Origin of the sequence: Xanthomonas sp. A1809 (assembly GCF_017746015.1) — a bacterium.
In the GTDB taxonomy this organism is placed as follows: Bacteria; Pseudomonadota; Gammaproteobacteria; order Xanthomonadales; family Xanthomonadaceae; genus Xanthomonas; species Xanthomonas euvesicatoria.
Genome location: NZ_JAGHWZ010000011.1, coordinates 1 through 16202 on the forward strand (window position 1 = coordinate 1; position 16202 = coordinate 16202).

Consider the following 16202-nt stretch of genomic DNA (forward strand, 5'->3'; position numbering starts at 1 on the left):
GTTGCCAAGATCATCAAGTAAGTGCCTGTATCCAGCTGCCTATGGGCGGCTGGATTCAAACGAATGGCGGGCCGGCTGAACCGCGGTCCGCCTTCGTTGTCTTGGGGTTTGCGGTAAACGAGTACATACGCCAGTAGCTCAATTGGCAGAGCAGCGGTCTCCAAAACCGCAGGTTGGGGGTTCGAGTCCCTCCTGGCGTGCCACTCCTCTTTCCGGCCCAGCGATTCGGGTCAGATCGGTAACTAGAGCCGGATGAATAGCAAAATCGAGCCTTCCAAGAGCGCGTCCTCTAGCGCTGATGTCGTTAAGTACGTTGTCTCCGCTGCCCTGGTGGTTGCGGGGCTTTTTGTGTGGTTCTGGTTCTCCGCTCCCGAGCGCGCGACCCAGCTGGGCGCGTGGACGCCGCAGTTGCGTGCGTTGGCTGTCATCGTTGGGTTGGTGGCGGGTGCATTTGTGTTTTTGGGCACCGGCAAGGGCCGGGAGACCCGCGAATTCCTGTCCGAATCCAGGTTCGAGTTGCGTAAGGTTGTCTGGCCGACGCGCCAGGAAGCTATCCGCACCACCTGGGTCGTGATTGTGGTTGTAATCATTCTGAGTTTGCTGTTGGGCGGCTTCGACTTTGTCATCCAGAAGCTCACGCAGTGGTTCCTGGCTCGTTGAGGAGAATCAAGCAGTGAAGCGTTGGTATGTCGTTCACGCCTATTCAGGCTTCGAAAAATCCGTTGCGCAGGCATTGCGTGACCGTATCGCGCGCGCCGAAATGGAAGACCGTTTCGGCGACGTGCTGGTGCCGACCGAAGAGGTCATCGAAATGCGCGCCGGCCAGAAGCGTCGGTCCGAGCGCAAGTTCTTCCCCGGCTACGTGCTGGTGCAGATCGAAACGCATGAAGAGGGCGGTATTCCGCGCATCGACAACGAAAGCTGGCACCTGGTGAAGGAGACTTCGAAGGTGATGGGTTTCATCGGCGGTACCGCCGACCGTCCTCTGCCGATTCGCGACGAAGAAGCGGATGCGATCCTGCAGCGAGTGCAGGATGGCGTCGAAAAGCCGCGTCCGAAGGTGTTGTTCGAGCCGGGCCAGATGGTGCGCGTCACCGAGGGTCCGTTCAACGACTTCAATGGCGTTGTCGAGGAAGTCAATTACGAAAAGAGCAGGCTGCGGGTTGCTGTGCTCATCTTCGGCCGCTCCACGCCGGTCGAGCTCGAATTCGGTCAGGTCGAGAAGGGCTGACCCTGCGGGCGCCAGCTAGGCGCTCGCCCCAAATGCTGCTATAGTGCGCGGCTCGCTGTCCTGGCGAACTGCCTGGAACCAATGGCTGCCGAATGGCAGCCATCTGCGTGTGGTCAACAACGTGAAGCCGGGACACGTGAATCCCGGTCCGATGGGGAGCCTGCAGGTCAGGCGCTAGCACCCGGAGAGTATTGAAATGGCTAAGAAGATTACTGCTTTCATCAAGTTGCAGGTCAAGGCCGGTCAGGCCAACCCTGCACCGCCGGTCGGCCCTGCACTGGGTCAGCGCGGTCTGAACATCATGGAATTCTGCAAGGCATTTAATGCCGCGACGTCGAAGCTGGAGCCGGGTCTGCCGACGCCGGTGATCATCACCGCGTATTCCGACCGTACCTTCACGTTCGTCACCAAGAGCACTCCGGCCAGCGTGCTGCTCAAGAAGGCCGCAGGCGTGACCTCCGGCTCGAAGCGTCCCAACACCGACAAGGTGGGCAAGGTGACGCGCAAGCAGCTGGAAGAAATCGCCAAGGTCAAGGAAGCCGATTTGACGGCAGCCGAGCTGGAAGCGGCGGTGCGCACGATTGCGGGTTCTGCCCGCAGCATGGGTTTGACGGTGGAGGGCTAAGACATGGCACAGAGCAAGCGCGTTAAGGCCATCACGGCCGCTGTCGTTCCGGGCAAGACCTATGCCTTCGAAGACGCAATCAAGATCCTGAAGACCGCCACCAAGGCCAAGTTCGTCGAGTCGATCGACGTCGCCGTGCGCCTGGGCGTGGACGCCAAGAAGTCCGACCAGCAGGTGCGCGGTTCCACCGTGCTGCCGGCCGGTACTGGCAAGAGCGTGCGCGTTGCAGTGTTCGCACCGGCAGGCGCCAAGGCCGACGAAGCCCTGGCTGCGGGCGCCGAGGCGGTGGGCATGGACGACCTGGCTGAGAAGATGCAGGCCGGCGATCTGAACTATGACGTGGTTATCGCGACCCCGGATGCCATGCGCGTCGTCGGTAAGCTGGGCACCCTGCTGGGTCCGCGCGGCTTGATGCCGAACCCGAAGGTCGGCACCGTGTCGGCCAATCCGGGCGAAGCGGTCAAGAATGCCAAGTCGGGCCAGGTGCGCTACCGCACCGACAAGGCCGGCATCATCCACTGCACGATCGGCAAGGCCAGCTTCGACGACGAAGCGCTGAAGTCGAACCTGCAGGCGCTGTTGCTGGATCTGGTCAAGGCCAAGCCGGCCACCTCCAAGGGTACCTACCTGCAGAAGGTGTCGGTCAGCTCGACCATGGGTCCGGGCGTGACGGTGGATCAGTCGAGCCTGTCGTTGAAGTAAGCGAATGCGTCCGGCGTCATGCGCCTGACGTATTTGGCAGTACAGCATTGTTTTTCCGGCCCGGGTCACCGTGTGCTGGGAGTCCGTTCCCTCCTTTGGGGCAACGGACATTTTGAAGGCGATCGCCGGCACGTCCGGCGGTAGCCGTCAAAGACCGCAGGCGCGGTCAGCGCAGATCGACGACGGGCACGGATGCTCGCACTGGCAAGGAGTCGCCGTCGATGCAGCGGGATCGCTTGATTGGTTCGTGTCGAACCGGCCGGCGTAGATGGTGTCGCCCTTCTGGAGCTTTCTGGTTTACGCGCGTCTGGGACATCCCGGATCGAGTCCACTCCAGGTCTAGAACGGCCACCAAAGGAACATCGGTCGATGTTCCCGGCTTCCAGGAAGGAGGCTGCCCTGGACCGCAACCGGCAGGAGCCGCGAGCGGAGTAGTTTGAAGCGGGGATGACGATTCGGCATGTGGGATCTGGCAACGGCGTGATTGCTGTGACGGATTCCGAAGTACCAATCCCGAATCCCGGCTTTAACGGAGGAGTGCAATGGCTCTCAATCTGTCCCAGAAGCAAGAAGTAGTCGCCGAGCTGGCAGACATCGCCGCCAAGGCCCACTCCCTGATCGCCGCCGAATACGCTGGCACCACGGTCTCCCAGATGACCGCGATGCGTAAGCAGGCCCGCGAAACCGGCGTGTTCTTGAAAGTTGTCAAGAACACCCTGGCCGCGCGCGCCGTTGAAGGTACTGATTTCGCTGTCGCTGCTGACAAGCTGGTCGGTCCTTTGCTGTATGCGTTTTCGATGGAGGAGCCCGGCGCAGCCGGTCGCCTGATCAAGGAATTTGCCAAGAGCAACGACAAGCTGCAGGCCAAGGTCGTGTCCATCGGCGGGGAATTGTTCCCGGCGGGTCACGTCGACGTGTTGGCCTCGCTGCCGACCCGTGACCAGGCCCTGGCCATGCTGGCCCGCGTGCTGTCCGAACCGGCTGCCATGTTCGCCCGTGCCGTCAAGGCCGTTGGCGACAAGCAGGGTGGTGGCGACGAAGCCGCCGCGCCGGTCGCCGAGACTGCCGAAGCTTGATGTCCTAGCGTTCGCTAGAACCCCAATCCAGAAAATCATTTAAAGGTAATCACAATGTCCCTTACCAACGAACAGATCGTCGACGCCATCGCCGAGAAGTCCCTGATGGAAGTGATGGAGCTGGTCAAGGCCATCGAAGAAAAGTTCGGCGTCTCCGCCGCTGCCCCGGTCGCTGCTGCTGCAGCTGGCCCGGCCGCCGTGGTTGAAGAGCAGACCGAGTTCAACGTGGTGCTGACCAACTGTGGCGCCAACAAGGTTGGCGTCATTAAGGCCGTGCGCGCCGTGACCGGCCTGGGTCTGAAGGAAGCCAAGGATCTGACCGAAGCCGGTGGCATGCTGAAGGAAGGCGCTTCGAAGGACGAAGCCGAGAAGATCAAGAAGGAACTGACCGAAGCTGGCGCGACTGTCGAAATCAAGTAAGCAGTACCTTGCATCGCCAGCGTTTCATGGTGATGCACTGAAGGCTGGGAGCGTAAAGCTCCCGGCCTTTGGCCGTTTCGGAGGGGAATCGGGATTGGACAATCGCAGTGCAACATCGCGCGATCATCCGATTCTCGATTCCCGATCCCGGCCTCACCGAGTTGGTAGTTGGAAGTAGCGGGAGAAGGCGTGCTGGTGCCGGCAATACCAGCGACTTCCAACTGACAATTTTGTTATTTCAGGGCCGCCGCGATGTGGCCCCCGCAGCCTAGGGTGAAGACCTCATGACGTCTTATTCGTTCACCGAAAAAAAGCGTATCCGCAAGGACTTCGGTAAGCAGCGCTCGATCCTCGAAGTGCCGTTCCTGCTTGCCATCCAGGTGGATTCCTACCGCGAATTCCTGCAGGAAGACGTGGAGCCGAACAAGCGTAAGGACCTCGGTCTGCACGCGGCATTGAAGTCGGTGTTCCCGATTTCCAGCTACAGCGGCAACGCTGCGCTGGAGTATGTCGGTTACAAGTTGGGTCAGCCGGTGTTTGACGAGCGTGAATGCCGTCAGCGCGGCATGAGCTATGGCGCGCCGCTGCGCGTGACCGTGCGCCTGGTGATCTACGACCGCGAGTCGTCGACCAAGGCGATCAAGTACGTGAAGGAGCAGGAGGTCTATCTCGGCGAAATTCCGCTGATGACCGGCAACGGTACCTTCATCGTCAACGGCACCGAGCGCGTGATCGTTTCGCAGCTGCATCGCTCGCCGGGCGTGTTCTTCGACCACGATCGTGGCAAGACCCACAGCTCGGGCAAGCTGCTGTACAGCGCCCGCATCATTCCTTACCGTGGCTCGTGGTTGGACTTCGAGTTCGACCCGAAGGATGCGCTGTTCACCCGTATCGACCGTCGCCGCAAGTTGCCGGTATCGATCCTGCTGCGTGCGCTTGGCTACAGCAACGAAGAGATGCTGGCCGAGTTCTTCGAGATCAATACCTTCCACATCAACCCGGACGAGGGCGTGCAGCTGGAGCTGGTGCCTGAGCGCCTGCGTGGTGAAACGCTGAACTTCGACCTGGCCGATGGCGACAAGGTCATCGTGGAAGCGGGCAAGCGCATCACTGCGCGCCACGTCAAACAACTGGAAGCTGCCGGCGTTGCCGCGCTGGCCGTGCCGGACGACTACCTGGTCGGTCGCATCCTGTCGCACGACGTGGTCGATGGCTCCACCGGCGAACTGCTGGCCAATGCCAACGACGAGATCAACGAAGACCAGCTGGCTGCCTTCCGCAAGGCCGGCGTCGATGCGGTGGGCACCCTGTGGGTGAACGATCTGGATCGTGGTCCGTACCTGTCCAACACCTTGCGCATCGATCCGACCAAGACGCAGCTGGAAGCGCTGGTCGAAATCTACCGCATGATGCGTCCGGGCGAGCCGCCGACCAAGGAAGCGGCGCAGAACCTGTTCCACAACCTGTTCTTCACCTTCGAGCGCTACGACCTGTCCACGGTCGGCCGCATGAAGTTCAACCGTCGCGTCGGCCGCAAGGACGTGCTGGGCGAGTCGGTGCTGTACGACAAGAAGTACTTTGCCGAGCGTAACGACGAAGAATCCAAGCGCCTGGTCGCCGAGCACGCCGACACCTCCGACATCCTGGAAGTGATCAAGGTGCTCACCGAAATCCGCAACGGTCGCGGCGTGGTCGATGACATCGATCACCTGGGCAACCGTCGCGTGCGTTCGGTGGGCGAAATGGCCGAGAACGTGTTCCGCGTGGGCCTGGTCCGCGTCGAGCGCGCGGTCAAGGAACGCCTGTCGATGGCCGAGTCCGAAGGCCTGACCCCGCAGGAACTGATCAATGCCAAGCCGGTGGCTGCTGCGATCAAGGAATTCTTCGGCTCCTCGCAGCTGTCGCAGTTCATGGACCAGAACAATCCGCTGTCGGAAGTGACGCACAAGCGTCGCGTCTCCGCGCTGGGTCCGGGCGGCCTGACCCGCGAACGCGCCGGTTTCGAAGTGCGCGACGTGCACCCGACCCATTACGGCCGCGTCTGCACCATCGAAACGCCGGAAGGCCCGAACATCGGCCTGATCAACTCGCTGGCCGTGTTCGCCCGCACCAACCAGTACGGCTTCCTCGAGACGCCGTACCGTAAGGTGCTGGACGGCAAGGTCTCCGACGACGTCGAATACCTGTCGGCGATCGAAGAAAACGAGTACGTGATCGCTCAGGCGAACGCGCTGACCGATGCCAAGAACATGCTCACCGAGCAGTTCGTGCCGTGCCGGTTCCAGGGCGAATCGCTGTTGAAGCCGCCGTCCGAAGTGCATTTCATGGACGTCTCGCCGATGCAGACCGTGTCGGTCGCAGCGGCGCTGGTGCCGTTCCTGGAGCACGACGACGCCAACCGCGCACTGATGGGCGCCAACATGCAGCGCCAGGCCGTGCCGACGCTGCGTTCGCAGAAGCCGCTGGTCGGTACCGGCATCGAGCGTGCGGTTGCGCGCGACTCGGGTGTGACCGTCAATGCGCTGCGTGGTGGCGTGATCGAGCAGATCGACGCAGCCCGCATCGTGGTCAAGGTCAACGAGGCAGAAATCGGCGGCGGCACCGATGCCGGCGTGGATATCTACAACCTGATCAAGTACACCCGCTCCAATCAGAACACCTGCATCAACCAGCGCCCGCTGGTGAATGTGGGCGACGTGATCGCGCGCGGCGACGTGCTGGCCGACGGCCCGTCCACCGACATCGGTGAACTGGCGCTGGGCCAGAACATGCTGATCGCCTTCATGCCTTGGAACGGCTACAACTTCGAAGACTCCATCCTGCTCTCCGAGCGCGTGGTGGAAGAGGATCGTTACACCACGATCCACATCGAGGAACTGACCTGCGTTGCGCGCGACACCAAGCTGGGGCCGGAGGAAATTTCCGCCGACATCCCGAACGTGTCCGAGCAGGCCTTGAACCGTCTGGACGAAAGCGGCGTGGTGTACATCGGTGCGGAAGTGCGCGCCGGCGACATCATGGTCGGCAAGGTCACGCCGAAGGGCGAGAGCCAGCTGACCCCGGAAGAAAAGCTGCTGCGTGCGATCTTCGGCGAAAAGGCGTCCGACGTGAAGGACAGCTCGCTGCGCGTGCCCCCGGGCATGGACGGCACCGTCATCGACGTGCAGGTCTTCACCCGCGACGGCATCGAGAAGGACAAGCGCGCCCGCCAGATCGAGGAAAACGAGATCAAGCGGGTCAAGAAGGACTTCGACGACCAGTTCCGCATCCTGGAAGCGGCCATCTACGCACGTCTGCGCTCGCAGATCGTGGGTAAGGTCGCCAACGGCGGCGCCAACCTGAAGAAGGGCGACACCGTCACCGACGCGTACCTGGACGGGCTGAAGAAGTCCGATTGGTTCCAGCTGCGCATGAAGGACGAAGACGCTGCCGACGCCATCGAGCGTGCGCAGAAGCAGATCCAGGCGCACGAGAAGGAATTCGAAGCACGTTTTGCCGACAAGCGCGGCAAGATCACCCAGGGCGACGACCTCGCACCGGGCGTGCTGAAGATGGTCAAGGTGTTCCTGGCCGTGAAGCGCCGTATCCAGCCGGGCGACAAGATGGCAGGCCGCCACGGCAACAAGGGTGTGGTCTCCAACGTGGTGCCCGTGGAAGACATGCCGTACATGGCCACCGGCGAGTCGGTCGACATCGTGTTGAACCCGCTCGGCGTGCCGTCGCGTATGAACATCGGCCAGATTCTGGAAGTGCATCTGGGTTGGGCCGCCAAGGGCCTGGGTCGCAAGATCCAGCGCATGCTGGAAGCCCAGGCCGCCGTCAGCGAGCTGCGCAAGTTCCTCAACGACATCTACAACCACGACAACGCGATCAATGCACAGCGCGTGGACCTGTCGCAGTTCAGCGATGAGGAATTGCTCAACCTGGGCAAGAACCTGATCGACGGCGTGCCGATGGCGACCCCGGTGTTCGACGGCGCCAGCGAAGCGGAAATCAAGCGCATGCTGGAACTGGCCGACCTGCCGCAGAGCGGTCAGACCCAGCTGTACGACGGTCGCACTGGCGAAGCGTTCGATCGCAAGACCACGGTCGGCTACATGCACTACCTGAAGTTGAACCACTTGGTCGACGACAAGATGCATGCGCGCTCGACTGGCCCGTACTCGCTCGTGACCCAGCAGCCGCTGGGCGGCAAGGCACAGTTCGGTGGTCAGCGCTTCGGTGAGATGGAAGTCTGGGCGCTGGAAGCCTACGGCGCGGCCTACACCCTGCAGGAAATGCTGACGGTGAAGTCCGACGACGTGCAGGGCCGCAACCAGATGTACAAGAACATCGTCGATGGTGAGCACGAGATGGTCGCGGGCATGCCGGAATCCTTCAACGTGTTGGTGAAGGAAATCCGCTCGCTGGCGATCAACATGGAACTGGAAGAGTGATCGAGACGGATCCCGGCGCCGCAATGCGCTGCCGGGATCCGGAACGTAACGCCCTCGGTTTCATCTCAGATACGAAATTCCTCCGACCCGGAGATATCAAATGAAAGACCTGCTCAACCTCTTCAATCAGCAGCGCCAGACGCTGGATTTCGACGCGATCAAGATCGCGCTGGCGTCGCCGGACCTGATCCGTTCGTGGTCCTACGGCGAAGTGAAGAAGCCCGAAACCATCAACTACCGTACCTTCAAGCCCGAGCGTGACGGCCTGTTCTGCGCCGCCATCTTCGGACCGATCAAGGACTACGAGTGCCTGTGCGGCAAGTACAAGCGCATGAAGCACCGTGGCGTGGTCTGCGAAAAGTGCGGCACCGAAGTCACCCTGGCCAAGGTGCGTCGCGAGCGCATGGGTCACATCGACCTGGCCTCGCCGGTCGCGCACATCTGGTTCCTCAAGTCGCTGCCGTCGCGCATCGGCCTGATGCTGGACATGACCCTGCGTGACATCGAGCGCGTGCTGTACTTCGAAGCCTATGTCGTCACCGAGCCGGGCCTGACCCCGCTCGAGCGCCGCCAGCTGCTGACCGAAGAGCAGTACCTGACCGCACGCCAGGAGTACAACGACGACTTCGACGCCGCCATGGGCGCCGAGGCGGTGTACGAGCTGCTGCGCACGATCGACCTGCAGTCGGAAATGACCCGCCTGCGCGAAGAAATCGCCAGCACCGGTTCGGAAACCAAGCTCAAGCGCCTCACCAAGCGCATCAAGCTGATCGAAGCCTTCCTGGAATCGGGCAACCGTCCGGAGTGGATGGTCATGACCGTGCTTCCCGTGCTGCCGCCGGACCTGCGTCCGCTGGTGCCGCTGGATGGCGGCCGCTTCGCGACCTCGGATCTGAACGATCTGTACCGCCGCGTGATCAACCGCAACAACCGTCTGCGTCGCCTGCTCGAGCTCAATGCGCCGGACATCATCGTGCGCAACGAAAAGCGCATGCTGCAGGAATCGGTCGATGCGCTGCTGGACAACGGCCGTCGCGGCCGTGCCATCACCGGCACCAACAAGCGTCCGCTGAAGTCGCTGGCCGACATGATCAAGGGCAAGCAGGGCCGGTTCCGTCAGAACCTGCTCGGCAAGCGCGTGGACTACTCCGGTCGTTCGGTCATCACCGTCGGTCCGTACCTGAAGCTGCACCAGTGCGGCCTGCCGAAGAAGATGGCGCTCGAGCTGTTCAAGCCGTTCGTGTTCGCCAAGCTGCAGCGTCGTGGCCTGGCCACCACCATCAAGGCCGCCAAGAAGCTGGTCGAGCGCGAAGAAGCCGAAGTCTGGGACATCCTGGAAGAGGTGATTCGCGAGCATCCGGTGCTGTTGAACCGTGCGCCGACCCTGCACCGTCTGGGCATCCAGGCGTTCGAACCGGTGTTGATCGAAGGCAAGGCCATCCAGCTGCATCCGCTGGTGTGTACTGCCTTCAACGCCGACTTCGACGGCGACCAGATGGCCGTCCACGTGCCGCTCTCGCTGGAAGCCCAGCTGGAAGCGCGTGCGTTGATGATGTCCACCAACAACATCCTGTCGCCGGCCAACGGCGAGCCGATCATCGTGCCGTCGCAGGACGTGGTGTTGGGCCTGTACTACATGAGCCGCGCCCTGGAGAACAAGAAGGGCGAGGGCATGGTGTTCGCCAACACCAGCGAAGTGAAGCGCGCCTACGACAACCGCGTGGTCGAACTGCACGCCAAGGTCAAGGTGCGCATCACCCAGGTGGACGTGGAAGCCGGCGGCAAGCGCAGCAGCGGCACCTCGATCGTGGACACCACGGTCGGCCGTGCGCTGCTGAGCGAAATCCTGCCTGAAGGCCTGCCGTTCCAGCTGGCAAACACCGAGATGACCAAGAAGAACATCTCGCGTCTGATCAACTCCAGCTACCGTCTGCTGGGCTTGAAGGACACCGTCGTGTTCGCCGACAAGCTGATGTACACCGGCTACGCCTACGCAACCCGCGCCGGCGTGTCGATCGGTATCGACGACATGCTGATCCCCGACGAGAAGAAGGGCATCCTCACCGAGGCCGAAGCCGAAGTGCTGGAAATCCAGGAGCAGTACCAGTCGGGCCTGGTCACCGCCGGCGAGCGCTACAACAAGGTCGTGGACATCTGGTCGCGTACCAGCGAGCGCATCGCCAAGGCGATGATGGACACCATCGGTACCGAAAAGGTCGAGAACGCCAAGGGCGAGACCATCGACCAGAAGTCGATGAACTCGCTGTACATCATGGCCGACTCCGGTGCCCGTGGTAGCCAGGCGCAGATCCGTCAGCTGGCCGGCATGCGCGGCCTGATGGCGCGTCCGGACGGCTCGATCATCGAGACGCCCATCAAGGCGAACTTCCGCGAAGGTCTGAACGTGCAGGAGTACTTCAACTCCACCCACGGTGCCCGTAAGGGTCTGGCCGATACCGCGCTGAAGACGGCGAACTCCGGTTACCTGACCCGCCGCCTGGTCGACGTGGCGCAGGACGTGGTAATCACCGAAATCGATTGCGGCACCACCGAAGGGTTAATCATGACCCCGATCGTGGAAGGCGGCGACGTGGTGGAGCCGTTGCGCGAGCGCGTGCTGGGCCGCGTGGTGGCCGAGGACGTGTACCTGCCGGGCAACGACGAAGAGCCAATCGTCACCCGCAACACGCTGCTCGACGAAGCCTGGGTAGCCAAGCTCGAAGACGCCAGCGTGCAGTCGGTGAAGGTGCGTTCGACCATCAGCTGCGAATCCTCGTTCGGCGTGTGCGCACGCTGCTACGGCCGCGACCTCGCACGTGGTCACCAGGTCAACATCGGCGAAGCGGTCGGCGTCATCGCCGCGCAGTCGATCGGCGAGCCGGGTACCCAGCTGACCATGCGTACGTTCCACATCGGTGGTGCGGCATCGCGTGCGGCTGCGGTGGACAACATCACCGTCAAGACCACCGGTTCGGTGAAGTTCAACAACCTCAAGTCGGTGGCGCATGCCAGCGGTTCGCTGGTTGCGGTCTCGCGTTCTGGCGAACTGTCCGTGCTCGATGGCCATGGCCGCGAGCGCGAGCGTTACAAGCTGCCGTACGGCGCGACCATCACCGCCAAAGACGGCGATGCGGTCAAGGCCGGGCAGAGCGTTGCCAACTGGGATCCGCATAACCACCCGATCGTGTCGGAAGTGGCCGGTTTCATCCGCTTCATCGACTTCGTCGACGGCGTCACCGTGATCGAGAAGACCGACGAGCTGACCGGTCTGGCGTCGCGCGAAATCACCGACCCGAAGCGTCGCGGTGCACAGGCCAAGGAACTGCGCCCGATCGTGCGCATCGTCGATGCCAAGGGTAACGACCTGACGATTCCGAACACGGATCTGCCGGCCCAGTACCTGCTGCCGCCGCGCTCCATCGTCAACCTGCAGGACGGCGCTGCCGTCGGCGTGGGCGACGTGGTGGCCAAGATCCCGCAGGAAGCGTCCAAGACCCGCGACATCACCGGTGGTCTGCCGCGCGTTGCGGACTTGTTCGAAGCACGCAAGCCGAAGGATCCGGCGATCCTGGCCGAACGCTCGGGCATCATCAGCTTCGGTAAGGACACCAAGGGCAAGCAGCGCCTGATCATCAAGGACACCGATGGTTCGGAACACGAAGAGCTGATTCCCAAGTACCGCCAGATCATCGTGTTCGAAGGTGAACACGTGACCAAGGGCGAGACCGTGGTGGACGGCGAGCCGAGTCCGCAAGACATCCTGCGCCTGTTGGGTGTCGAACCGCTGGCCGCATACCTGGTCAAGGAAATCCAGGACGTGTACCGCCTGCAGGGCGTGAAGATCAACGACAAGCACATCGAGGTGATCACGCGCCAGATGCTGCGTAAGGTCGAGATCGTTGACCAGGGCAACAGCAAGTTCCTCAACGGCGAGCAGGTCGAGCGCCAGCGCGTCATCGAGGAAAATGCCCGCCTGGTCAAGCGCAACGAACTGCCGGCCAAGTACGATCCGGTGTTGCTGGGTATCACCAAGGCGTCGCTGGCCACTGAGTCGTTCATCTCGGCGGCATCGTTCCAGGAAACCACCCGCGTGTTGACCGAGGCGGCCGTCCGCGGCACCCGCGACAACCTGCGCGGTTTGAAGGAAAACGTGATCGTGGGTCGCCTGATCCCGGCCGGTACGGGTTTGGCGTATCACGCCGGACGTCGCAAGGCCTCGGGTCTGACCGACTCGGAAATGGAAACGCTGTCGGGCAAGCCGGCAGCCGCCGAACCGGTCGCTGCAGTGGCCGACGCTGGCGCGGACGAGGAGTAAGCGCTCCGACGGCGGTCGCAAGACCGCCGTAAGCCAGGCGAAAAGGAGGGCAGGAGGCCCTCCGTTTTCCGGCCTTGGATGGGCCAGCAGGTTCAGATTCCGTGAAGTTGACGGAGTTTCATCCTGCCAGCTATACTTCTCTGTCTCGGTGGGCCGGTCTCGGCCTGCCTTTGTTTTCGTGCAGGCCGTCTCGGCCTATCAATCAGAAGAATCAACTGATGACGACGATCAATCAGCTGGTCCGCAAGCCTCGGCAAGCGACCACCTACAAGAGTGCCTCTCCGGCACTGGACAAGTGTCCGCAGCGCCGTGGCGTCTGCACACGCGTCTACACCACTACCCCGAAGAAGCCGAACTCGGCCCTGCGTAAAGTCGCCAAGGTGCGCCTGACCAACCAGGAAGAGGTCATCAGCTACATCGGTGGTGAAGGCCACAACCTGCAGGAGCACTCCGTTGTCCTGATTCGCGGTGGCCGCGTCAAGGATCTTCCCGGTGTGCGTTATCACACCGTCCGTGGTTCGCTGGACGCCGCCGGCGTCGCCAAGCGTCGTCAAGGCCGTTCCAAGTACGGCGCCAAGCGCCCGAAGAGCTAAGGAAATACTCAAATGTCCCGTAAAGGTTCTACTCCGCAGCGCACCGTCCTGCCAGATCCAAAGCATGGCAGCGAAACCATTGCCCGCTTCATCAATATGGTGATGCAGAGTGGCAAGAAGTCGGTTGCTGAGAAAATTGTCTATGGCGCAATGGACGTCATTGGCGAAAAGAATCCGAATGCCATCGAACTGGTGCAGAAGGCACTGGACAACGTGGCCCCGGCTGTCGAAGTTAAATCGCGTCGCGTCGGTGGTGCTACCTATCAGGTGCCCGTCGAAGTGCGTTCCTCCCGTCGCATGGCGCTGGCAATGCGCTGGTTGATCGATTCCGCGCGCAAGCGTGGCGAGAACACCATGCCGCGTAAGTTGGCTGCAGAACTGTTGGACGCCTCGGAAAGCCGCGGCGGCGCGATCAAGAAGCGCGAAGAGACCCACCGTATGGCGGAGGCGAACAAGGCGTTCGCACATTACCGCTGGTGACCTCGGGGGCCTTGGTAACGGGGCCCTTCAGCACCATATGAGTGCTGTTTGCGACGCATGTTGCGTCGCATCCAATCCGAAGGCCGCCGAAAGGCGGCGTTCGGCCATCCGAAATCCAAGAAATTGAGAGGCTCCCCGTGGCCCGCACCACCCCTATCGAGCGTTACCGCAACTTCGGCATCATGGCCCACATCGATGCCGGCAAGACCACCACTTCCGAACGCATCCTGTTCTACACCGGTGTGAGTCACAAGATCGGCGAAGTCCATGACGGCGCTGCAGTGATGGACTGGATGGAGCAGGAGCAGGAGCGTGGTATCACCATCACCTCCGCTGCGACTACCGCGTTCTGGTCGGGTATGGACAAGTCCATGCCGCAGCACCGCTTCAACATCATCGACACCCCCGGGCACGTCGACTTCACCATCGAAGTGGAGCGCTCCTTGCGCGTGCTCGACGGTGCGGTGTTCGTGCTGTGCGCCGTCGGTGGCGTGCAGCCGCAGTCCGAGACCGTGTGGCGCCAGGCCAACAAGTATTCCGTGCCGCGCATGGCCTTCGTCAACAAGATGGACCGTACCGGTGCCAACTTCGACAAGGTCGTTGAGCAGCTGAAGGCCCGTCTGGGTGCGTACGCCGTGCCGATGCAGGTGCCGATCGGCGCCGAAGACGGCTTTGAGGGCGTGGTCGACCTGCTGAAGATGAAGGCGATCCATTGGGATACCGCATCGCAGGGCACCACCTTCGAATACCGCGATATTCCGGCCGACCTGGTCGATGTCGCGACCGAGGCACGCTCGTTCATGGTCGAAGCGGCTGCAGAAGCCAGCGAAGACCTCATGGACAAGTACCTCAACGAGGGCGACCTGAGCGAACAGGAGATCCTGTCGGGTCTGCGCGAGCGCACCTTGAAGGTGGAGATCGTGCCGGTGTTCTGCGGCTCGGCGTTCAAGAACAAGGGCGTGCAGGCCATGCTCGACGGCGTCGTGCACCTGCTGCCGTCGCCGGCTGACCGTCCGCCGGTGCAGGGTATCGACGAAGACGAGAAGGAAGACACGCGCGCTGCCACCGATACCGCGCCGTTCTCGGCGTTGGCGTTCAAGATCATGACCGACCCGTTCGTGGGCTCGCTGACGTTCTTCCGTGTCTATTCGGGCACGCTGAACTCCGGCGACCAGGTCTACAACCCGGTCAAGTCGAAGAAGGAGCGCGTGGGCCGCATCCTGCAGATGCACTCCAACAATCGCGAAGAGATCAAGGAAGTGCGTGCGGGCGACATCGCCGCTGCCGTGGGTCTGAAGGATGTCACCACCGGCGACACGCTGTGTGCGCAGGACAAGATCATCACCCTGGAGCGCATGGTGTTCCCGGAGCCGGTGATCTCGATGGCGGTGGAGCCGAAGACCAAGTCGGACCAGGAAAAGATGGGCATGGCCCTGGGCCGTCTGGCGCAGGAAGATCCCTCGTTCCGCGTCAAGACCGACGAAGAATCCGGTCAGACCATCATCTCGGGCATGGGCGAGTTGCACCTGGACATCATCGTCGACCGCATGCGTCGCGAGTTCAATGTCGAGGCCAACGTCGGCAAGCCGCAGGTGGCCTACCGCGAAACGATCCGCAAGTCCGACGTCAAGTCTGACTATAAGCACGCCAAGCAGTCCGGTGGTAAGGGTCAGTACGGTCACGTCGTGATCGAGCTGTCGCCGATGACCGAGGAAGAGCGCAAGAGCGAGAACGTCAAGGACGATTTCCTCTTCATCAACGACATCACCGGCGGCATCATTCCGAAGGAATTCATCCCCTCGGTCGAAAAGGGTCTGCGCGAAACGATCACCAGTGGTCCGATCGCCGGCTTCCCGGTGGTGGGCGTGAAGGTCAAGCTGGTGTTCGGCTCGTACCATGACGTCGACTCCTCGGAAATGGCGTTCAAGCTGGCTGCATCGATGGCGTTCAAGCAGGGCTTCGCGAAAGCCAGCCCGGTGTTGCTGGAGCCGATCATGAAGGTCGAAATCGTCAGCCCGGAGGATTACCTGGGTGACGTGATGGGCGACGTGAGCCGCCGTCGTGGCGTGTTGCAGGGTCAGGACGACAGCCCGTCGGGCAAGATCATCAACGCGATGATCCCGTTGGGTGAAATGTTCGGTTACGCCACTTCGCTGCGCTCGATGAGCCAGGGCCGTGCGACGTTCTCGATGGAGTTCGACCACTACGAAGAGGCACCGGCCAACATCGCCGACGCCGTCACCAAGAAGGGCTGAGTTCGCTCAGCCGCTTCTCACAAATTTTTCAATTAGAGGTAGTTAGTCATGGCAAAAGCTAAATTCGAG

Annotated in this window: 11 protein-coding genes and 1 tRNA gene; all 12 read left to right on the forward strand. The window is 62.0% G+C overall.

The window, feature by feature from the left end; all coding sequences use genetic code 11:
- Nucleotides 1–127 precede the first annotated feature (127 nt).
- Nucleotides 128–203 (forward strand) — tRNA-Trp (locus J7396_RS16160).
- 49 nt (nt 204–252) lie between these two features.
- A complete protein-coding gene (gene secE / locus J7396_RS16165; RefSeq protein ID WP_005917581.1) occupies nt 253–660 on the forward strand; it encodes a preprotein translocase subunit SecE in 408 nt (135 codons plus the stop codon).
- A 13-nt stretch (nt 661–673) separates the two neighbouring features.
- Nucleotides 674–1231 (forward strand): transcription termination/antitermination protein NusG, encoded by a 558-nt coding sequence (gene nusG / locus J7396_RS16170; RefSeq protein ID WP_011346537.1) that lies wholly within the window; start codon nt 674–676, stop codon nt 1229–1231.
- A gap of 196 nt (nt 1232–1427) precedes the next feature.
- A complete protein-coding gene (rplK, locus tag J7396_RS16175; RefSeq protein WP_008574191.1) occupies nt 1428–1856 on the forward strand; it encodes a 50S ribosomal protein L11 in 429 nt (142 codons plus the stop codon).
- 3 nt (nt 1857–1859) lie between these two features.
- On the forward strand, nt 1860–2558 hold the full coding sequence (gene rplA, locus J7396_RS16180; RefSeq protein WP_003486747.1) for a 50S ribosomal protein L1: 699 nt from the start codon (nt 1860–1862) through the stop codon (nt 2556–2558).
- A 542-nt stretch (nt 2559–3100) separates the two neighbouring features.
- Nucleotides 3101–3634 (forward strand): 50S ribosomal protein L10, encoded by a 534-nt coding sequence (gene rplJ, locus J7396_RS16185; RefSeq protein ID WP_005930748.1) that lies wholly within the window; start codon nt 3101–3103, stop codon nt 3632–3634.
- A gap of 54 nt (nt 3635–3688) precedes the next feature.
- Nucleotides 3689–4054 (forward strand): 50S ribosomal protein L7/L12, encoded by a 366-nt coding sequence (rplL, locus tag J7396_RS16190; RefSeq protein WP_008574194.1) that lies wholly within the window; start codon nt 3689–3691, stop codon nt 4052–4054.
- A 284-nt stretch (nt 4055–4338) separates the two neighbouring features.
- Entirely contained in the window at nt 4339–8490 is a 4152-nt protein-coding gene (gene rpoB / locus J7396_RS16195; protein ID WP_029818764.1) for a DNA-directed RNA polymerase subunit beta, read from the forward strand.
- 100 nt (nt 8491–8590) lie between these two features.
- Nucleotides 8591–12805, forward strand: coding sequence for a DNA-directed RNA polymerase subunit beta' (gene rpoC, locus J7396_RS16200; protein WP_011346539.1), 4215 nt, complete (start codon nt 8591–8593; stop codon nt 12803–12805).
- A gap of 218 nt (nt 12806–13023) precedes the next feature.
- On the forward strand, nt 13024–13398 hold the full coding sequence (gene rpsL / locus J7396_RS16205) for a 30S ribosomal protein S12 (protein ID WP_002811712.1): 375 nt from the start codon (nt 13024–13026) through the stop codon (nt 13396–13398).
- 12 nt (nt 13399–13410) lie between these two features.
- Nucleotides 13411–13878, forward strand: coding sequence for a 30S ribosomal protein S7 (gene rpsG, locus J7396_RS16210; protein ID WP_005917592.1), 468 nt, complete (start codon nt 13411–13413; stop codon nt 13876–13878).
- A 137-nt stretch (nt 13879–14015) separates the two neighbouring features.
- The gene (fusA, locus tag J7396_RS16215; RefSeq protein WP_008574200.1) at nt 14016–16133 is read left to right on the forward strand and encodes an elongation factor G; all 2118 of its coding nucleotides are present in this window, start codon (nt 14016–14018) and stop codon (nt 16131–16133) included.
- Nucleotides 16134–16202 lie beyond the last annotated feature (69 nt).